We start from the raw sequence: 20406 nt of genomic DNA on the forward strand, positions 1-20406 counted from the left end.
GTTCACCAGCCCGCGGAGGGGCCCGTCAGCTCACGGATCGCCGGCCGTGCCGCGTCCAGCACCGTCATGAACCACGCCGAGAACGGCGCCTTCGCGTGGCGCTCCGCGAGCTCCGCGGCCGTCACGAAGGCCGTCTCCCCGACCTCCTCGGGGTCCGGCTTCGGCGCCGTCTGCGCCAGCCCCACGAACAGGTGGTTGAACTCCTGCTCCACCAGCCCCGACGCGGGGTCCGGGTGGTTGTAGCGGACCGTTCCGGCCTCGGCCAGCAGCGACGGGGAGAGCCCGAGTTCCTCGTGGGTGCGCCGGGCGGCGGCCGCGAACGGGGCCTCGCCCGGGTAGGGGTGGCCGCAGCAGGTGTTCGACCAGACGCCGGGGGAGTGGTACTTGCCGAGTGCCCGGCGCTGGAGCAGGAGCCGCCCCTGCTCGTCGAAGAGGAACACGGAGAACGCGCGGTGCAGCTGCCCGGGGGCCTGGTGGGCCGCCAGCTTCTCCGCGGTGCCGATCGTGGTGCCGTTCTCGTCGACCAGTTCGAGCATGATCGCTTCTGCGGTGCCGTTCGACGAGCTGTGCGTCGCGGTGGCTGGTGTGGTCGGCATACCCATCCTTCGCTTTGGTCCCCGGCCTCGTGCGCCGGGCCCCTGGAGTCCGGTCAAGTCTGCCGTACAAAAGCCGCTTGTCCGCACTGCGGGTCCGGGCATGTCCGGCCCGCCGCGCCCCGGGCGCGCGGCGGGCCGGACGGGCCGTCAGACCCCGAAGGCCGCCGGATAGCGGATCAGGCCCGCCGGAACAGGGACGGAGTCGTCCAGGACCAGGGCCATCATCGCCTCGTCCGGCACCGCGAAACCTGGCCGGATTCCGTACCGCGAGGCCGGTACGAAACCGAAGCGCGGGTAGTACGCGGGATGACCGAGCACCAGCACCAGCGCCTCACCGCGCACCCGGGCGGCGTCCAGCACCGCCCGCACCACGGCCTGCCCCGCACCCTGCCGCTGGTGGGCGGGAGAGGTGGCCACCGGGGCCAGGGCGAGGGCCGGGGCGTCGCCGACCCGGCAGCGGGTGAGCAGCGCGTACGCCGCGAGCGACCCGTCCGGGGCCTCGGCGACGTGGCTCAGCCCGGGGAGCCAGGCCTCGGCGTCGGCCCGCAGGGCGTCCACGAGGTCCGCCTCGTCCCGGGTGGGGAACGCGGCGGTGTTGACCGCGTGCACGGCCGCCCGGTCCGCCGGCGTCTCCCGGCGGGTCGGCCACCGGGGATCGGCGGGGCGCAGCACATACGCGGCGTAGCCGTACTCCGTGCCGTGCGCCCGCCGCACCGCCAGCTCCTCACGGGTGGCCGCGAGCGCCCACTCCATGCCGGGAGCCCCCGGGTCGGCGCTCGCGACCCGCTCGGCGAGCGGCGCGTAGTACGCGTCCCAGTCGCTCTCGGGCTGGATCAGCACGGCGTCGACCGTGCAGCCTGCGGCGACGGCCGCCGCGGTGGTCTCCGGCAGGGTGCGCAGGGAGCCGTTGCGGTCCCAGAAGTCGCGCGCCCCGGCGGACGGCGCGTCCGTGGTCCAGACGCACTCGGAGATCATCATCGCGCCGCCCGGGGCCAGCAGACGCTGCCAGTCGCGGACGGCGGTGTCGAACCCGACGCAGTACGCGGAGCCCTCGGCCCAGATCAGGTCGAAGGATCCCGCGGGGAACGCGGGCCCGGTGAGATCCCCCATGTCCGCCCTGACGGTACGGACGCGATCGCCGAGGCCACGGGCCGCGGCCGCCTCGCGCAGCTCGTCCAGGAACGGCTGGTGGAGGTCGACCGCGGTCACCTCGGCGCCCGCCTCGGCGGCGAGCAGCAGGGCGGCCCGGCCGGGACCGCAGCCCAGGTCGAGGACGCGCGGGCGGTCGGGCAGCGGGCCGACGAGAGCGAGCAGCCGGCGCGTGGTCGCGTCGGAGCCGGGGCTCTGCCGGGGAAGACGGTGGTGCAGGGTGAAGAACGCCTCGGTGCGCGAGGCGTCGTCCGTGTGGTCGGTCAACGTGGGAACCCTTGGTGTGTGAGGGCTCCGACCCGATCCGGGATGAAGCGGACCTAGCCGGAAACCCGGGAGATGAGGAAGGACCGATTGCCGCGCCGGGTAGGCGTCGTCGCGACCGTCATCAACCTCAGCTCCTCTCGAAAGGGCCCCGGTGCCACCGGGTTCCGCTCCACCGCGAGACTCGAACGTCTCAGCGAAACCACCTTAGCACCGGCCCGGCCCGCACCCCCGGGGCCTCAGTGGCAGAGCCGCGCCTCGTGCTCAGCGTGACCGCTCGGCTCCAGCTGGAAGGTGCAGTGCTCCACGTCGAAGTGGTCACCGAGACAGCCCTGCAACTCGTGCAGCACCTTCTCGTGCCCTATCGAGTCCAGCATCTCCTGGCGCACCACCACATGGGCGGAGAGCACCGGCATCCCGGAGGTGATCGTCCAGGCGTGCAGGTCGTGGACGTCCAGGACCCCGGGCAGTGCCGTGATGTGGGCCCGCACCTCCGCCATGTCCACGCCCTTGGGCGCCGCCTCCAGCAGCACGTTCAGGGTCTCCCGCAGCAGCTTCACGGTCCGGGGGACGATCATCAGCCCGATGACCAGCGAGGCGATCGGGTCGGCGGGTTGCCAGCCGGTCGCCATGATGACGCCTGCCGAGACGATCACGGCCAGCGAGCCCAGGGTGTCGGCCAGTACCTCCAGATAGGCGCCCCGGACGTTGAGGCTCTCCCGCTGCCCGCGCATCAGCAGGGAGAGGGAGACCATGTTGGCCACCAGGCCGACGAGGGCGAAGGCGATGGCGAGACCGCCCTTCGTCTCGGCGGGGGTGATGAACCGCTCCACCGCCTCGAAGACCAGATAGGCGCCGACGCCGAGCAGCAGCAGACAGTTCGCGAGCGCCGCCAGGATCTCCGCGCGGGCGAAACCGAAGGTGCGGTTCGGTCCGGCCGGACGGTTGGCGAAGTGGATGGCAAGCAGCGCCATCCCGAGCCCCAGCGCGTCGGTGGCCATGTGGGCGGCGTCCGCGATCAGGGCCAGCGAGTCGGAGAGCACCCCGCCGACGATCTCCATGACCATCACGCTCAGCGTGATCGCCAGGGCCACCCGGAGCCTGCCCCGGTACGCGGCGGCCGCCGTGCCCGTCGGCGGCGGCCCGCCGTGCGTGTGCCCGTGATCGTGGCCAGCCCCCATGCGAAACGCCTCCAGGTCCGTGCGACGGCGCCGGGCGGAACCGCCCCGACCCGGCCAGTGAACTACGGGCGGGGGGTATCGGGCAACACGGCACTGAACACCGTTGTCATTGGCCCTGACCTGCGGAAACGTTCCGCAGGTCAGGGCGTTGACCCGATCGTCGACGCCACGCGCGGACGGTCACCGGCGAGCCTCGGGATGGCTCAGGCACCAGCCCTCCCAGGCCGACTCGACCATCTCGCGCACACCCCGCCGGGCCGTCCAGCCCACCTCCCCGGCGATCCGCGCGGCCGAGGCCACCGCCTTCGGCGCGTCACCGGCCCGGCGCGGCTCGACCACCGGCTTCACAGCGCTGCCCGTCACCTCGCGGATCACGTCCGCCATCTCCCGTACCGAGACGCCCTCGCCCCGGCCGACGTTCAGCGTCAGATCGCCCGCGCCCGCCCCGTCCAGCCGCCGCGCGACCGCCAGGTGCGCCTCCGCCAGATCGGCGACGTGGATGTAGTCACGCACGCAGGTGCCGTCCGGCGTCGGGTAGTCGTCGCCGAAGATCCGGGGGGCCTCGCCGCGCGTCAGCCGCTCGAACATCATCGGCACGATGTTGAAGACCCCGGTGTCCGCGAGCTCCGGGGCGGCGGCGCCCGCCACGTTGAAGTACCGCAGACAGGCGGTCGACAGTCCGTGGGCCTTCCCGGTGGCCCGCACGAGCCACTCACCGGCCAGCTTGGTCTCGCCGTACGGGTTGATCGGGAGGCAGGGCGTCTCCTCCGTGATGAGGTCCGCGTCCGGTACGCCGTAGACGGCCGCCGAGGACGAGAAGAGGAAGCGCCGCACCCCCGCCGCGACCACGGCCTCCAGCAGGACGGCCAGTCCCGCGACGTTCTCCCGGTAGTACAGCAGCGGCTTCTCCACGGACTCGCCGACCTGCTTCTTCGCCGCGAGATGCACCACACCGCCCACCGCGTGCTCGGCCAGCACCCGGTCGAGCAGGGCGCGGTCGGAGGTCGAGCCCGTCACCGGGGTCACGTCCCCGGGCAGCCGGTCCGCGATGCCGCTGGAGCCGTCGTCGAGCACCACGACCCGCTCGCCCGCCGCCACCATGGCCCGCGCCACGTGTGCCCCGATGTAACCCGCCCCGCCGGTGATCAGCCACGTCATGACCGCCACCCTAAGGCCCCGCCGTTCGGATCACGCCGGGCCCGCGTGCCCCCCCCCGCACTCCGGCGGCGCTCCCGCGGCCCGACCCCGCGGTTTGTGGGCCGGGCCCCCGATCGATGATGATGATCGCCAACGCCGCCCGGGCCCGCGGGTCCACCCGTACAGCGCGCAAACGGGCGGTGAACTCGGTCTTCCGTTCATCCGATAGCCTCAGCCGACACGCCGCCGGCCCGCCTCGGGGCCGTGCCGCCGTGTGTCGTCCACGTCAGTGCCAAGGAGTGAGTTCGTCTGTCGACCGCCATTCTCACCGGTACGCCGGTACCCGGGTCGTCGCTCGCGGACGATCTGCGGTCCCTGGGCTTCGACGTGCAGACCGCCGCCGACGCCGCTGACGCCGCGGCCCTTCTCGCCGCCGTCCCGGCAGGCCGCCGGGTCGCCCTCGTCGACCCGCGTTTCGTGGGCCACGTCCACGCCCTGCGGCTCGGTCTGACCGACCCGCGCTTCCCCGCCGCCACCGTCCCCGGCGCGCTCACCGCCCAGCCCGAGGCGCGCGGCGCCCTGCTGCGCGCGCTGCACCGCACCACGGCGGCCGTCGGCGCGGGCGCCCCGGTCGTCGAACCGGACGCCGACCCCGCGCCCGAGGACCGCACGGTCCCCGGCCGGATCGCCGTCGCGCTGGAGGCCGAGGGCACCCCCGTGCAGCGCCCGGCCCTCGGCTCGCTGGTCGCGGCCGTGCCCACGGACCCGGAGCAGCAGGCCGCCGCCGAGGCGGGCCTCGCCTCGGTGGACGACGAGGCGGTACGGCTGCGCAACGCGGTGAAGGCCCACGACGGGTTCTTCACCACCTACTGCATCAGCCCCTACTCCCGCTACATCGCCCGCTGGTGCGCCCGCCGGGGCCTCACCCCGAACCAGGTCACCACCGCCTCCCTGATCACCGCGCTCATCGCGGCGGGCGCGGCGGCCACCGGCACCCGGGGCGGCTACATCGCCGCCGGAATCCTGCTCCTGGTCTCCTTCGTCCTGGACTGCGCCGACGGGCAGCTCGCCCGCTACTCCCTCCAGTACTCCACGATGGGCGCCTGGCTCGACGCCACCTTCGACCGGGCCAAGGAGTACGCGTACTACGCGGGGCTCGCGATCGGCGCCGTACACGGCGGCGGAAGTGACGATGTATGGGCCCTCGCCCTCGGCGCGATGGTCCTCCAGGCCTGCCGCCATGTCGTGGACTTCTCGTTCAACGAGGCCAACCACGACGCGGTCGCCAACACCAGCCCCACCGCGGCCCTCTCCGACAAGCTCGACAGCGTCGGCTGGACGGTCTGGGCGCGCCGGATGATCGTGCTGCCGATCGGCGAGCGCTGGGCCATGATCGCGGTGCTCACCGCGCTCACCACCCCGCGCATCGTCTTCTACGCCCTGCTCGTCGGCTGCTCCCTGGCCGCCTGCTACACCACCGCCGGCCGTCTGCTGCGCTCGCTGACCCGCCGGGCCGACCGCACCGACCGCGCCGCGCGGGCCCTCGCGGACCTCGCCGACTCGGGACCGCTCGCCCAGGCGGTCGCGAAGGTCGCGCCGGGCCTCCCGGGCACGTTCACGGCCCCGGCCGTCGCCCTGCTCGGCACGCTCGTCATGATCGGCGGGGCCCTCTTCCTCCCCTACGGCAGCCTGCTCACCCTCGCCGCCGCCGCGGTGTACGTACTGCTCTCCGGCCTCGCCGTCGCCCGCCCGCTCAAGGGCCCGCTCGACTGGCTCGTACCGCCGTTCTTCCGGGCCGCGGAGTACGTCACGATCCTCGTGCTGGCGGCCCGCAGCGACGTCCCGCACGCCGTTCCGGCGGCCTTCGGGCTGGTCTCGGCCGTCGCCTACCATCACTACGACACGGTGTACCGCATCCGCGGAGGCACCGGCGCACCGCCCCAGTGGCTGGTGCGGACGATCGGGGGACACGAGGGCCGCACCGCGCTGGTGGCCGTCCTCGCCGCCGTACTCACCCACACCTCAGGTTTCACCACGGCCCTGACCGCGCTCGCGGTCGCCGTGGCTCTGGTGGTGCTCGTGGAGTCCATCCGCTTCTGGGTGTCCTCCTCGGCGCCCGCCGTACACGACGAAGGAGAACTCGCATGATCGGCCTCGTACTGGCAGCCGGTGCAGGACGACGTCTGCGCCCCTACACGGACACGCTGCCCAAGGCGCTCGTCCCTGTCGACGGCGACAAGACGGTCCTCGACCTCACGCTCGCCAACTTCGCCGAGGTCGGACTCACCGAGGTCGCGATCGTCGTCGGCTACCGCAAGGAGGCCGTCTACGCCCGCAAGGCCGAGCTGGAGGCCACCTACGGCCTCACCCTCACGCTGATCGACAACGACAAGGCCGAGGAGTGGAACAACGCCTACTCCCTCTGGTGCGCCCGTGACGTCATCAAGCGCGGCGTGATCCTCGCCAACGGCGACACCGTGCACCCGGTCTCGGTCGAGAAGACCCTCCTGGACGCCCGCGGCAAGGGCCAGAAGATCATCCTCGCCCTGGACACCGAGAAGGTCCTCGCCGACGAGGAGATGAAGGTCATCACCGAGGAGGGCAAGGGCGTCCAGCGCATCACCAAGCTGATGGACCCGGCCACCGCGACCGGGGAGTACATCGGCGTCACCCTCATCGAGGCCGAGGCCGCCGAGGAGCTCGCGGACGCGCTGAAGACCACCTTCGAGCGCGACCCCGACCTCTACTACGAGGACGGCTACCAGGAGCTCGTGAACCGCGGCTTCACCGTCGACGTCGCTCCCATCGGCACCGTGACCTGGGTCGAGATCGACAACCACGACGACCTCAAGAAGGGCCGGGAGATCGCGTGCCAGTACTGACCCGGCTCATTCCGTCCCCGGTCGTCGTCGACATCCGACGCGGCGCCATGGACGATCTGGCGGGTCTCCTGGCCGATCAGCGGATCTCCTCCTCGGGCAAGCTCGCCATCGCGATCAGCGACGGCTCCGGGCGCGCCCTCAAGGAGCGGCTCGCCCCGGTCCTGCCGGGCGCCGACTGGTATCCGGTCTCCGACGGCACGATCGACTCGGCGGTGAAGCTCGCCGACGGCATCAAGGGCAACCGGTACGACGCCGTCGTCGGCCTCGGCGGCGGCAAGATCATCGACGTGGCGAAGTACGCCGCGGCGCGGGTCGGGCTCCCCATGGTCGCCGTCGCGACGAACCTCTCGCACGACGGCCTGTGCTCGCCGGTCGCCACGCTGGACAACGACAACGGGCGCGGCTCCTACGGGGTCCCCACCCCGATCGCCGTGGTCATCGACCTCGACGTGATCCGCGAGGCGCCCGCCCGCTACGTCCGCTCCGGCATCGGCGACGCGATCTCCAACATCTCCTGCGTCGCCGACTGGGAGCTGGCCCACGAGGTCAACGGCGAGGAGATCGACGGCCTGGCGGCTGCCATGGCCCGCCAGGCGGGCGAGGCCGTGCTGCGCCACCCCGGCGGGGTCGGCGACGACGCCTTCCTGAAGGTGCTGGCCGAGGGGCTCGTGCTCACCGGCATCTCGATGTCGGTCGCGGGCGACTCGCGCCCGGCGTCCGGCGCCTGCCACGAGATCAACCACGCCTTCGACCTGCTCTACCCCCAGCGCGCGGCCAGCCACGGCGAACAGGTCGGTCTCGGCGCGTGCTTCGCCATGCATCTGCGCGGTGCCCGTCAGGAGTCCCTCCTGATGGCATCGATACTGCGCCGCCACGGTCTGCCGGTCCTGCCGGAGGAGATCGGGTTCAGCGTCGACGAGTTCGTGAAGGCCGTCGACTACGCGCCGCAGACGCGTCCGGGACGCTTCACGGTCCTGGAGCACCTCAACCTGTCCACCGACCAGATCAGGGACGCGTACGCCGACTATGCGACGACCATCAGTAGCTGAACTCCGTCCGGTCGTTCACCCCCCGGGGGTGAAGGACCGGCGCAGCGGCGAGCACTGGGCCGGGCGCATGTACATGCGCGAGATCTCGCTGCGCGTGGACCGCTACCTGGTCAACACCCGCGTCACGCCGAACCAGGTCACGTACGTGATGACGCTGGCCGGGGCCCTGGCCGCACCGGCGCTCCTGGTGCCGGGCGTCTGGGGCGCGGTGCTCGGTGTGGTGATGGTCCAGCTCTACCTGCTGTTCGACTGCGTGGACGGCGAGCTGGCCCGCTGGAAGAAGCAGTACTCGCTCAGCGGGGTCTACCTGGACCGGGTCGCCGCCTACCTGTGCGACGCGGCGGTGCTCGTCGGCCTCGGCCTGCGCGCCGCGGACATCTGGGGCGAGGGCCGGATCGACTGGCTCTGGGCCTTCCTCGGAACGCTGGCCGCGCTCGGCGCGATCCTCATCAAGGCCGAGACGGACCTGGTCGGCGTGGCCCGCCACCAGGGCGGGATGCCGCCGGTGAAGGAGGCGGCCTCCGAGCCGCGCTCCTCGGGCATGGCGCTGGCCCGCAGGGCCGCCGCCGCGCTCAAGTTCCACCGGCTGATCCTCGGCATCGAGGCCTCGCTGGTGATCCTCGTGGCGGCCGTCGTGGACGCGATCGGGGGCGACCTCTTCTACACCCGCCTGACCGTGGCGGTCATGGCCGGCATCGCGCTGCTGCAGACCCTGCTGCACCTGGTGTCCGTCCTGGCGTCCAGCAGGCTGAAGTGACCCCTCCCATGAAACTGGGCGCGGTGATCATCACCATGGGCAACCGCCCGGACGAGCTCCGCGCCCTCCTCGATTCGGTCACCGCCCAGCACGGTGACCGGATCGAGGTCGTGGTGGTCGGCAACGGCGCCCCGGTCCCCGACGTGCCCGCCGGGGTGCGCACGGTGGAGCTGCCCGAGAACCTGGGCATCCCCGGCGGTCGCAACGTCGGCATCGAGGCGTTCGGGACCCGCGGGGCGGACGTGGACGCGCTCCTCTTCCTGGACGACGACGGGCTGCTCCCGAACCGGGACACCGCCGAGCTGTGCCGGCAGGCGTTCGCGGCGGACCCGAAGCTCGGGATCGTCACCTTCCGGATCGCCGACCCCGACACCGGCGCCACCCAGCGGCGCCACGTGCCCCGGCTGCGGGCCGCCGACCCGATGCGCTCCTCGCGCGTCACGACGTTCCTCGGCGGCGCCAACGCCGTACGCACCAAGGTCATCGCCGAGGTCGGTCCGCTGCCCGAGGACTTCTTCTACGCCCACGAGGAGACGGACCTGGCCTGGCGGGCGCTGGACGCGGGGTGGATGATCGACTACCGCGCGGACCTGGTGCTGAACCACCCCACCACCGCCCCGTCCCGGCACGCGGTCTACCACCGCATGGTCGCCCGCAACCGGGTCTGGCTCGCCCGCCGGAACCTGCCCGCCCCCCTGGTCCCCCTCTATCCGGGGGTCTGGCTGCTGCTGACCCTGGTGAGGCGTCCCTCGGCGCCCGCGCTGAAGGCGTGGTTCGGCGGATTCGGGGAAGGCTGGACGACCCCCTGCGGGCCCCGGCGCCCGATGAAGTGGCGTACGGTGTGGCGGCTGACGAGGCTGGGCCGACCTCCGGTCATCTGAGAGGCTTTCCTCTGAGAGCATGAGGCGTATTTTCTTTCCGGAACCTGTCCGCCTGAGCCGCGCCCGCGACTGGCTGCGCGTGAAGACGAGAGTTTCAACTTGTGAGTGACACGACCCACGACGGTGGGGTAGCCCTCGGGACCCCGCCGTCCGCCGACGAGGGCCTCGACGCGGCCCAGCTGGCCGCCAAGTACGGCCTGACCGTGAGCGGCGCCAGGCCGGGGCTGTTCGCGTACATGCGACAGCTCTGGGGACGACGCCACTTCATCATGGCCTTCTCCCGGGCGAAGCTGACCGCGCAGTACAGCCAGGCCAAACTGGGCCAGCTGTGGCAAGTGGTCACACCTTTGCTGAACGCCTGTGTCTATTACCTGATCTTCGGGCTGATCCTGGGGACCAGGGAGGGGATTCCCCACGACGTCTTCGTACCGTTCCTGGTCACCGGCGTCTTCGTCTTCACCTTCACCCAGAGCTCGGTGATGGCGGGCGTCCGCGCGATCTCCGGGAACCTCGGACTGGTGCGCGCCCTCCACTTCCCCCGGGCCTCGCTGCCCATCTCCTTCTCGCTCCAGCAGCTCCAGCAGCTGCTGTTCTCCATGATCGTGCTGGTCGCGGTCGCCGTCATCTTCGGCAGCTACCCCTCGCTTTCGTGGCTGCTGGTGATCCCCGCCCTGATCCTCCAGTTCTTCTTCAACACCGGCCTGGCCCTGATCATGGCGCGGCTCGGCTCCAAGACCCCCGACCTCGCGCAGCTGATGCCGTTCGTCATGCGGACCTGGATGTACGCCTCGGGCGTCATGTTCTCCATCCCGGTGATGCTCAAGGACAAGCCGGCCTGGATCGCCGACGTGCTCCAGTACAACCCCGCGGCGATCTACATGGACCTGGTCCGCTTCGCCCTGATCGACGGTTACGGCTCCGAGAACCTGCCGGACCACGTCTGGGCCGTCGGCCTCGGCTGGGCCGTGCTGTTCGGCGCCGTGGGATTCGTGTACTTCTGGAAGGCAGAGGAACGGTACGGCCGTGGCTGAGGACAACGCACAGGGGCGCATCCCCACGGTGATCGCCGACGACGTGCACATCGTGTACCGCGTCAACGGCACGGGCGGCGGCCGGGGCAGCGCCACCGCCGCGCTGAGCCGGATGATGCGGCGCGGCAAGGGCGAGCCGCGCGGCGTGCGGAAGGTGCACGCCGTGCGCGGCGTCTCCTTCACCGCCTACCGCGGCGAGGCCATCGGGCTCATCGGCACCAACGGCTCCGGCAAGTCGACGCTGCTGCGCGCCATCGCCGGGCTGCTGCCGACCGAATCCGGTCAGGTGTACACGGACGGTCAGCCCTCGCTGCTCGGGGTGAACGCCGCGCTGATGAGCGACCTGACCGGCGAGCGCAATGTCGTGCTCGGCGGTCTGGCGATGGGCATGAGCCAGGACGAGATCCGTCAGCGCTACCAGGACATCGTGGAGTTCTCCGGCATCAACGAGAAGGGCGACTTCATCACCCTGCCGATGCGGACGTACTCCTCCGGCATGGCGGCACGGCTGCGCTTCTCGATCGCCGCGGCCAAGAACCACGACGTCCTCATGATCGACGAGGCGCTGGCCACCGGTGACCGCAAGTTCCGCGTCCGCTCCGAGGAGCGGATCCGGGAGCTGCGCAAGGAGGCGGGCACCGTCTTCCTCGTCAGCCACAACAACAAGTCGATCAGGGACACCTGCGACCGCGCGCTGTGGCTGGAGAAGGGCGAACTCCTGATGGACGGCCCCACCGAGGAAGTCCTCAAGGCGTACGAGCGCGAAACGGGCAAGTAGCCCGAACGTTCGCCGCGGCCCCCGCCGGACCGGTCCGGCGGGGGCCGCGCGGTGCCCGGTGCCGTGCGGACCGTCCGCAGGAGGGCCCCGGGGTGATCTCCTCCCGGCGGATGACGTCAATTGCGCCACGCGCGGGGAAGGTTGACGGGGACGGCCGGGAAGCGGCGGTGGGCCCTCCACCCCGCCGATCCCCTGTGAGCTGTACAACGTAAGCTGTAGTGGTGCTGATTCACGGCAAGTAGGGCGATACGCCCCGGCACCGGCCACTCTGTCGCAAAGCACTCGGAAGGCTGAGCGGCGTGTCCGAAAAGGGTTGTTTTGGGTCAGCAGTGTAGAACGGGAGATGTGACGGCAATGACGGAAGATCTCCAGCTCCGGCGTGGTCTCGCCGTCCCCGCGCCGGGCGGTCCGCAGTGACCTCGACCCCCGAGACGCGCATCGGTGACGCCACCCTCGGCAAGGCCGCGGACGAGAACTTCCCCGTGGCGCCCTTCTTCCTGCCCCGGGCCTGGCGCGGGGACCTCATGGCGGTCTACGGCTTCGCCCGGCTCGTCGACGACATCGGCGACGGCGACCTCGCCCCCGGCGGCGCGGACGCCCGCCACCTCGGCCTGGAGCCGGAGCAGAGCGACGACCGCCTCGCCATGCTCGACGCCTTCGAGGCCGACCTGCACCGGGTCTTCGCCACCACCGGCGAGGAACCGCGCCACCCGCTGCTGCGCGACCTGCGGCCCACCGTGCGGCGCCGGGCCCTCACGCCCGAGCCCTTCCTCGGCCTGATCGAGGCCAACCGCCAGGACCAGAAGATCCGCCGCTACGCCACCTACGCCGATCTCGCCGCCTACTGCGAGCTCTCGGCCAACCCCGTCGGCCGCCTGGTCCTCGCCCTCACCGGCACCACCAGTCCCGAACGCGTCCGCCGCTCCGACGCCGTCTGTACCGCGCTCCAGATCGTCGAACACCTCCAGGACGTGGCCGAGGACCTGGAACGTGACCGGATCTATCTGCCCGCCGAGGACATGGCACGCTTCCGGGTCGCCGAAACCGACCTGGCCGCACCCTCCGCCGGAGCCTCCGTGCGCGCCCTGATCGCGTACGAGGCCCAGCGCGCGAGCGAGCTGCTCGACGAAGGCCCCCCGCTGGTGGGCAGCGTCGACGGCAGGCTCAAGCTGCTCCTCGCCGGATTCGTCGGGGGCGGTCGCAGCGCGCTCACGGCGATCTCGGCCGCGGGCTTCGACGTACTGCCCGGACCGCCCAAGCCCACCAAGCCCAGCCTGCTGCGCGAAGTGGGAACCGTCTTGCGAAGAGCGCGTGGAGAGAGGTGAGCCGGACCGTGGAGGGACAGACGACGTACATGTCGCCGCCGGTGCAGGCCGCATACAGTTACTGCGAGGCCGTCACCGGACAGCAGGCCCGTAACTTCGCCTACGGCATCAGGCTGCTGCCGTACGAGAAGCGGCAGGCCATGTCGGCGCTGTACGCCTTCTCCCGTCGTGTCGACGACATCGGCGACGGGGAGCTGGACCCGGAGACCAAGCGGACCCGGCTGGAGAGCACCCGCGAACTGCTGGAGCGGATCCGCAAGGAAGCGGTCGACGAGGACGACACCGACCCGGTGGCCGTCGCGCTCGCCGACGCCGCCCAACGGTTCCCCCTGCCGCTCGGCGGGCTCGACGAGCTGATCGACGGCGTCCTGATGGACGTCCGGGGCGCGACCTACGAGACCTGGGACGACCTGAAGGCCTACTGCCGGTGCGTCGCCGGAGCCATCGGACGCCTCAGCCTCGGCGTCTTCGGCACCGCGCCGGGCGCGCGCGGGGCCGAACGCGCCGCCGAGTACGCCGACACGCTCGGCCTGGCCCTCCAGCTCACCAACATCCTGCGCGACGTGCGCGAGGACGCCGGCAACGGGCGCACCTACCTGCCCGCCGACGACCTGGCCAAATTCGGCTGCTCGGCAGGGTTCCACCGGACCACCCCGCCCCCCGGGTCCGACTTCGCGGGCCTCATCCACTTCGAGGTCCGCCGCGCCCGGGCCCTGTTCGCCGAGGGCTACCGCCTGCTGCCGATGCTCGACCGCCGCAGCGGCGCCTGCGTCGCGGCGATGGCCGGGATCTACCGCCGCCTCCTCGACCGGATCGAGCGCGACCCCGAGGCCGTGCTGCGCGGGCGGGTCTCGCTGCCCGGGCACGAGAAGGCCTACGTCGCGGTGCGCGGCCTGTCCGGACTGGACGCCCGCCACATCGCGAAGCTCACCGGCAGGGGGCGAGCCTGATGCGCCCGCGCCACTTCGGCTCCCGGGCAACCCTCCGGTGGCCCGACGCGTCACTCACTGCGACGATCTCCAGGGTGAGGGCCCGGCAGAGCACACCGACCCGGCGAGAGGGGCACGCATGAACGACGAGAGCCCGCGCCCCGTCGCCGTCGTCGTCGGCGGCGGCCTCGCCGGCGTCACCGCGGCCCTCCGCCTCGCCGACGCCGGACTCGACGTGACCCTCCTGGAGGGACGGCCCCGCCTCGGCGGACTCGCCTTCTCCTTCCAGCGCGGCGACCTCACCGTCGACAACGGCCAGCACGTCTACCTGCGCTGCTGCACCGGCTACCGCTGGTTCCTCGACCGGATCGACGCCGCCCACCTGGCCCCGGTCCAGGACCGCCTCGACGTGCCCGTGCTGGACGTCGGCCGGGCCGCCGGGCCGCGCCTGGGGCGGCTCCGCCGCACCGGCCTGCCCGTACCGCTGCACCTGGCCGGCGGTCTCGCCGCCTACCCCCACCTCTCGCTCGCCGAGAAGGCGGGCGTGGGCCGCGCCGCCCTCGCGCTCGGCCGCCTGGACCCCGCCGACCCCGAGCTCGACCGGGTCGACTTCGCGACCTGGCTGCGACGGCACGGCCAGTCGCAGCGCACGATCGAGGCCCTCTGGGACCTCGTCGGCGTCGCCACGCTGAACGCCACCGCCCCGAACGCCTCCATGGCGCTGGCGGCGAAGGTGTTCCGGACCGGCCTGCTCTCCGAACCCGGCGCGGCCGACATCGGCTGGGCCACCGTGCCGCTCGGCGAACTGCACGACACCCTCGCCCGCAAGGCCCTGGACACCGCCGGCGTCCGCACCGAACTGCGCGCCAAGGCCGGCTCCCTCACCCGCACCGAGGACGGCCGCTGGAACGTCGAGACGGCGGGGGAGCGGATCACCGCCGACACCGTCGTCCTGGCCGTGCCGCAGACCGAGACCCACGACCTGCTGCCCGCGGGCGCGCTGGACGAGCCGGAGCTGCTGCTCGACATCGAGAACGCGCCCATCCTCAACGTGCACGTCGTCTACGACCGCAAGGTGCTGCGCCGGCCGTTCTTCGCCGCGATCGGCTCCCCGGTCCAGTGGGTCTTCGACCGCACCCACTCCTCGGGCCTCCAGGGCCCCGGGCAGTACCTGGCGGTCTCGCAGTCGGCCGCCCAGGACGAGATCGACCTGCCCGTCGCCGAACTGCGCTCCCGCTACCTGCCCGAGCTGGAGCGGCTGCTCCCCGCCGCCCGCGGCGCGGGCATCCGCGACTTCTTCGTCACCCGGGAACGCACCGCCACCTTCGCGCCCGCCCCGGGCGTCGGGCGGCTGCGCCCCGGCCCCCGCACCCGGCTGCCCGGTCTCCAGCTGGCGGGGGCCTGGACCGACACCGGCTGGCCCGCGACGATGGAGGGTGCCGTGCGCAGCGGCGCCGGTGCCGCCGACGCGGCCCTCCACGACCTCGGCCGCCCCCCAGGACATCCGCTGCAGGAGGCGGCATGAGCAGTACCACCGGAACAAGAGGAGAGTCTGTGACCCCGGCGAATCCGGCTTTCGACACCGTGGCGGACACCGCGGACGTCACCGCGCTTCTGGAGCGCGGACGAGCCCTGTCAGCGCCGGTCCTGCGGGCTGCCGTGGGCCGGCTCGCGCCGCCCATGGACACCGTCGCCGCCTACCACTTCGGCTGGATCGACGCGGAGGGGCAGCCCTCGGACGGCGACGGAGGCAAGGCCGTGCGCCCCGCGCTCGCCCTGCTGTCGGCCGAGGCGGCGGGCGCCCCCGCCGAGGCCGGCGTCCCCGGCGCGGTGGCCGTCGAACTCGTGCACAACTTCTCGCTGCTGCACGACGACCTGATGGACGGCGACGAGCAGCGCCGCCACCGTGACACCGTGTGGAAGGTGCACGGCCCCGCCCAGGCGATCCTGGTCGGCGACGCCCTCTTCGCGCTCGCCTACGACCTGCTGCTGGAGCTCGGCACGGTGGAGGCGGGCCGCGCGGCCCGCCGGCTGACCACCGCCACCCGCAAGCTCATCGACGGGCAGGCCCAGGACATCTCCTACGAGCACCGCGAACGGGTCACCGTCGAGGAGTGCCTGGAGATGGAGGGGAACAAGACCGGCGCCCTGCTGGCCTGCGCCGTCTCCATCGGGGCGGTGCTCGGCGGCGCCGACGACCGCACCGCCGACACCCTGGAGGCGTACGGCTACCACCTCGGCCTCGCCTTCCAGGCCGTCGACGACCTCCTCGGCATCTGGGGCGACCCGGAGGCCACCGGGAAGCAGACCTGGAGCGACCTGCGCCAGCGCAAGAAGTCCCTGCCCGTCGTCGCGGCGCTGGCCGCGGGCGGCGAGGCCTCCGACCGGCTGGGTGAACTGCTCGCCGCCGACGCCAAGAGCAACGACTTCGACAGCTTCTCCGAAGAGGAGTTCGCCGCCCGCGCGGCCCTCATCGAGGAGGCCGGCGGCCGTGAGTGGACCGCCCAGGAAGCGCGTCGTCAGCACGCGATCGCCATCGAGGCGCTGCACGCCGTCGACATGCCCCACCGGGTGAGGGAACAGCTCACCGAGCTCGCCGACTTCGTGGTGGTACGAAAGAGATGACAACGCTTCGCATATGACTCGCAGTCGCCGGCCGGCGCCCCTCACCGGGCGTCGGCCGACGGTGACCCCAGCACAGCAGAGAACCGACTGCACGTAAGGGGAAGCTCATGACAGCGACGACCGACGGATCGACCGGGGCCGCGAACCCCTCCGAGGCCACGGCCCACGATCCGACCGACACGACAACCGCCGCGGACGACCTGACCGTCGCCGCGCGTCGGGCCGCGGAACGCTCGGTGGAGCACCTCCTCGGCAGACAGGACGAGCAGGGCTGGTGGAAGGGCGACCTCGCCACCAACGTCACGATGGACGCCGAGGACCTGCTCCTGCGTCAGTTCCTCTCCATCCAGGACCCCGAGACCACCCGGGCCGCCGCCCTCTTCATCCGCGGCGAACAACTCGGCGACGGCACCTGGAACACCTTCTACGGCGGCCCGGGCGACCTCTCCGCCACGATCGAGGCGTACGTCGCCCTGAGACTGGCCGGGGACCGCCCCGACGAACCGCACATGGCCCGCGCCGCCGGCTGGATCAGGGACCAGGGAGGCATCGCCGCCGCCCGCGTCTTCACCCGCATCTGGCTGGCGCTGTTCGGCTGGTGGAAGTGGGACGACCTCCCCGAGCTGCCGCCCGAGCTGATGTTCTTCCCCAAGTGGGTCCCCCTCAACATCTACGACTTCGGCTGCTGGGCCCGGCAGACCATCGTGCCGCTCACCATCGTCTCCGCGAAACGCCCGGTGCGCCCCGCGCCCTTCGCCCTGGACGAGCTGCACACCGACCCCGACCACCCCAACCCGCCCAGGAAGCTCGCCCCGCCCACCAGCTGGGACGGACTCTTCCAGCGCCTCGACAAAGGGCTGCACCTCTACCACAAGGTCGCCCCGCGCCCGCTGCGCCGCGTAGCGATGAATCTGGCCGCCCGCTGGATCATCGAGCGCCAGGAGAACGACGGCTGCTGGGGCGGGATCCAGCCGCCCGCCGTCTACTCGGTCATCGCCCTGCACCTGCTCGGCTACGACCTCGACCACCCGGTGATGAAGGCGGGCCTGGCCTCGCTCGACCGCTTCGCCGTCCGGCGCGAGGACGGCGCCCGCATGATCGAGGCCTGCCAGTCGCCCGTCTGGGACACCTGCCTCGCCACCATCGCGCTCGCCGACGCGGGACTCAGACCCGACCACCCCGCCCTGGTGAAGGCCGCCGACTGGATGCTCGCCGAGGAGATCACCAGACCCGGTGACTGGTCGGTCCGGAAGCCCGAACTCGCCCCAGGAGGATGGGCGTTCGAGTTCCACAACGACAACTACCCGGACATCGACGACACCGCCGAGGTCGTCCTGGCGCTGCGCCGGGTGCGCCACCCCGACCCCGCCCGCCTGCAGGCCGCCATCGACCGCGGGGTCCGCTGGAACCTCGGGATGCAGTCCCGCAACGGGGCCTGGGGCGCGTTCGACGCCGACAACACCAGCCCCTTCCCCAACCGCCTGCCCTTCTGCGACTTCGGCGAGGTCATCGACCCGCCCTCGGCCGACGTCACCGGCCACGTCGTGGAGATGCTCGCCGTCGAAGGCCTCGCGAGCCACCCCCGTACCCGCGAGGGCATCGAGTGGCTGCTCGCCGAACAGGAGGCGTGCGGCGCCTGGTTCGGCCGGTGGGGCGTCAACTACGTCTACGGCACCGGCTCCGTGGTGCCCGCCCTGATCACGGCCGGGCTGCCCGCCGGGCATCCCGCCATCCGCCGCGCCGTCGCCTGGCTGGAGTCCGTCCAGAACGACGACGGCGGCTGGGGCGAGGACCTGCGCTCCTACCAGGAGGAGAAGTGGATCGGGCACGGCGAGTCCACCGCCTCCCAGACCGCCTGGGCGCTGCTCGCCCTCCTCGCGGCGGGCCGCCGCGACACCCGCCCGGTCGCCCGCGGCGTCACCTGGCTGACCGAGGCGCAGCAGGCCGACGGCTCCTGGGACGAGCCCTATTTCACCGGGACCGGCTTCCCCTGGGACTTCTCCATCAACTACCACCTCTACCGCCAGGTCTTCCCGCTCACCGCACTCGGCCGCTATGTGCACGGCGACCCGTTCGCCGACCGCGCGATGGCCGCCGAGGGGGCCTGATGGGCGATCCGAGACGGGCCGGGAGCCCCGTGACGCCCCTGCTGGTCGCCTGCGCCCTCGGCATCGAGCAGGTGGCCCTGCGCAGCGGCAGGGGCGCCCCGGGCCCGGTACGGGTGCTGCGCACCGGGATGGGCCCCCGGGCGGCGGAGGCGGCCGTGGCGCGCCTCCTGGGGCCCGGCGGGATCCCCGACGCCGCCGTGATCGCCTCCGGCTTCTGTGCCGGCCTCGCCCCGGGGATGCACCCCGGGGACCTCGTCGTCGCCGCGGAGACCCGGGACGCGGACGGCACCACGCCGTGCACGGGCACCGGCGTCCTGGTCGCCGCGCTCGCCAGGGCCGTACCGGACCGCAGGGTCCACACCGGCCCGCTGACCGGCTCCGACCACGTCGTGCGGGGTGTGGAGCGGGCCGCGCTGCGGGCGGAGGGGGCCATCGCGGTGGACATGGAGTCCGCCGCCACACTGCGCACCGCCCTGTGCCACGGACCCCGTCCGGTTGCGGCCGTCCGGGTGGTCGTGGACGCTCCAGAGCATGAGCTCGTCCGTATCGGCACGGTACGCGGTGGAATATCGGCGTTCCGCGTTCTTCGTGCCGTCCTTCCGGCTTTCTACGAATGGCACCGATCCTTACTGCTCCCCAGGAGGTGAGCCAGATGGCCATGCCGCTCCGTCAGTCCATCAAGGTCGCGACGTATCTCTTCGAACAGAAGCTCCGCAAGCGTGAGAAGTTCCCGCTGATCGTCGAACTGGAGCCGTTGTTCGCCTGCAACCTCGCCTGCGAGGGGTGCGGGAAGATCCAGCACCCGGCCGGTGTCCTGAAGCAGCGCATGCCGGTCGCCCAGGCGGTGGGCGCGGTGCTCGAATCCGGCGCCCCCATGGTCTCCATCGCCGGTGGCGAACCGTTGATGCACCCCCAGATCGACGAGATCGTGCGCCAGCTGGTCGCGAGGAAGAAGTACGTCTTCCTCTGCACCAACGCGATGCTGATGCGGAAGAAGCTCGACAAGTTCACCCCGTCCCCGTACTTCGCGTTCGCCGTGCACATCGACGGACTGCGCGAACGGCACGACGAGTCGGTCGCCAAGGAAGGCGTCTTCGACGAGGCCGTCGCCGCGATGAAGGAGGCCAAGCGGCGCGGCTTCCGCGTCACCACCAACTCCACCTTCTTCAACACCGACACCCCGCAGACCATCATCGAGGTCCTCAACTACCTCAACGACGACCTGCACGTCGACGAGATGATGATCTCTCCCGCCTACGCCTACGAGAAGGCTCCCGACCAGGAGCACTTCCTCGGCGTCGAGCAGACCCGCGAGCTGTTCAAGAAGGCCTTCGCCGGCGGCAACCGGGCCCGCTGGCGGCTCAACCACTCGCCGCTGTTCCTGGACTTCCTGGAGGGCAAGGCGGACTTCTCGTGCACCGCCTGGGCCATCCCCAACTACTCCCTCTTCGGCTGGCAGCGCCCCTGCTATCTGATGAACGACGGCTACGTACCGACGTACCGGCAGCTCATCGAGGAGACCGACTGGGAGAAGTACGGCCGCGGCAAGGACCCGCGCTGCGCGAACTGCATGGCGCACTGCGGCTACGAGCCCACCGCGGTGCTCGCCACCATGGGGTCCCTCAAGGAATCCCTGCGCGCGGCGCGGGGGACCATCAGCAGCAACCGCTGAGGCGGTGTCCGACGAGGTACGGCCGGCCGCCGCGGTCTCCCG

General features: G+C 72.0%; 18 protein-coding genes. 14 read left to right on the forward strand and 4 right to left on the reverse strand.

Annotated elements, in window-relative coordinates:
- Window positions 1-2: 2 nt before the first annotated feature.
- The 4 genes from idi to galE form a co-directional block, all read right to left on the reverse strand.
- On the reverse strand, window positions 3-596 hold the full coding sequence (gene idi, locus DTB53_RS20010; RefSeq protein ID WP_003964867.1) for an isopentenyl-diphosphate Delta-isomerase: 594 nt from the start codon (window positions 594-596) through the stop codon (window positions 3-5).
- Between the two features lie 147 nt (window positions 597-743).
- Window positions 744-2012, reverse strand: a complete 1269-nt coding sequence (locus DTB53_RS20015) for a bifunctional class I SAM-dependent methyltransferase/N-acetyltransferase (protein WP_012378213.1) — start codon at window positions 2010-2012, stop codon at window positions 744-746.
- A 236-nt stretch (window positions 2013-2248) separates the two neighbouring features.
- Window positions 2249-3190: a cation diffusion facilitator family transporter gene (locus DTB53_RS20020; protein WP_003964865.1), complete on the reverse strand. Its 942-nt coding sequence runs from the start codon at window positions 3188-3190 to the stop codon at window positions 2249-2251.
- Window positions 3191-3370: 180 nt separating this feature from the next.
- On the reverse strand, window positions 3371-4348 hold the full coding sequence (gene galE, locus DTB53_RS20025) for a UDP-glucose 4-epimerase GalE (protein ID WP_012378212.1): 978 nt from the start codon (window positions 4346-4348) through the stop codon (window positions 3371-3373).
- A gap of 366 nt (window positions 4349-4714) precedes the next feature.
- Between galE and DTB53_RS20030 the strand changes: the two genes are divergently transcribed.
- The 14 genes from DTB53_RS20030 to hpnH all read left to right on the forward strand — a co-directional run bounded on the left by DTB53_RS20030 (window position 4715) and on the right by hpnH (window position 20364).
- Window positions 4715-6475: a DUF5941 domain-containing protein gene (locus DTB53_RS20030; RefSeq protein WP_012378211.1), complete on the forward strand. Its 1761-nt coding sequence runs from the start codon at window positions 4715-4717 to the stop codon at window positions 6473-6475.
- Entirely contained in the window at window positions 6472-7209 is a 738-nt protein-coding gene (locus tag DTB53_RS20035) for a phosphocholine cytidylyltransferase family protein (RefSeq protein WP_003964862.1), read from the forward strand. The genes DTB53_RS20030 and DTB53_RS20035 overlap by 4 nt, the downstream gene beginning before the upstream one ends.
- Window positions 7197-8258, forward strand: a complete 1062-nt coding sequence (locus tag DTB53_RS20040; protein ID WP_003964860.1) for an iron-containing alcohol dehydrogenase family protein — start codon at window positions 7197-7199, stop codon at window positions 8256-8258. Before DTB53_RS20035 ends, DTB53_RS20040 begins: the two co-directional genes overlap by 13 nt.
- Window positions 8236-9015 carry a CDP-alcohol phosphatidyltransferase family protein gene (locus DTB53_RS20045; RefSeq protein WP_075025138.1) on the forward strand — a complete coding sequence of 260 codons (780 nt, stop codon included), beginning with the start codon at window positions 8236-8238 and terminating at the stop codon, window positions 9013-9015. The genes DTB53_RS20040 and DTB53_RS20045 overlap by 23 nt, the downstream gene beginning before the upstream one ends.
- An 8-nt stretch (window positions 9016-9023) precedes the next feature.
- The gene (locus DTB53_RS20050; protein ID WP_172595283.1) at window positions 9024-9896 is read left to right on the forward strand and encodes a glycosyltransferase family 2 protein; all 873 of its coding nucleotides are present in this window, start codon (window positions 9024-9026) and stop codon (window positions 9894-9896) included.
- Between the two features lie 101 nt (window positions 9897-9997).
- Window positions 9998-10927, forward strand: coding sequence for an ABC transporter permease (locus DTB53_RS20055; protein WP_003964854.1), 930 nt, complete (start codon window positions 9998-10000; stop codon window positions 10925-10927).
- A complete protein-coding gene (locus tag DTB53_RS20060) occupies window positions 10920-11705 on the forward strand; it encodes an ABC transporter ATP-binding protein (protein WP_003964853.1) in 786 nt (261 codons plus the stop codon). Before DTB53_RS20055 ends, DTB53_RS20060 begins: the two co-directional genes overlap by 8 nt.
- A 413-nt stretch (window positions 11706-12118) precedes the next feature.
- Complete coding sequence (gene hpnC / locus DTB53_RS20065) at window positions 12119-13030, forward strand: squalene synthase HpnC (RefSeq protein ID WP_003964852.1); 912 nt, start codon at window positions 12119-12121, stop codon at window positions 13028-13030.
- 29 nt (window positions 13031-13059) lie between these two features.
- Window positions 13060-13980 (forward strand): presqualene diphosphate synthase HpnD, encoded by a 921-nt coding sequence (hpnD, locus tag DTB53_RS20070; protein ID WP_172595284.1) that lies wholly within the window; start codon window positions 13060-13062, stop codon window positions 13978-13980.
- A 118-nt stretch (window positions 13981-14098) separates the two neighbouring features.
- Entirely contained in the window at window positions 14099-15484 is a 1386-nt protein-coding gene (gene hpnE, locus DTB53_RS20075) for a hydroxysqualene dehydroxylase HpnE (protein WP_012378207.1), read from the forward strand.
- A gap of 29 nt (window positions 15485-15513) precedes the next feature.
- Window positions 15514-16584, forward strand: a complete 1071-nt coding sequence (locus DTB53_RS20080) for a polyprenyl synthetase family protein (RefSeq protein WP_030700471.1) — start codon at window positions 15514-15516, stop codon at window positions 16582-16584.
- A 107-nt stretch (window positions 16585-16691) separates the two neighbouring features.
- Window positions 16692-18692, forward strand: a complete 2001-nt coding sequence (gene shc, locus DTB53_RS20085) for a squalene--hopene cyclase (RefSeq protein WP_003964848.1) — start codon at window positions 16692-16694, stop codon at window positions 18690-18692.
- Window positions 18692-19339 (forward strand): phosphorylase family protein, encoded by a 648-nt coding sequence (locus DTB53_RS20090; RefSeq protein ID WP_012378206.1) that lies wholly within the window; start codon window positions 18692-18694, stop codon window positions 19337-19339. Before shc ends, DTB53_RS20090 begins: the two co-directional genes overlap by 1 nt.
- Window positions 19340-19344: 5 nt before the next feature.
- On the forward strand, window positions 19345-20364 hold the full coding sequence (gene hpnH / locus DTB53_RS20095; protein WP_003964846.1) for an adenosyl-hopene transferase HpnH: 1020 nt from the start codon (window positions 19345-19347) through the stop codon (window positions 20362-20364).
- Window positions 20365-20406: the final 42 nt, after the last annotated feature.

Source organism: Streptomyces griseus, from assembly GCF_900460065.1.
GTDB lineage: Bacteria > Actinomycetota > Actinomycetes > Streptomycetales > Streptomycetaceae > Streptomyces > Streptomyces griseus.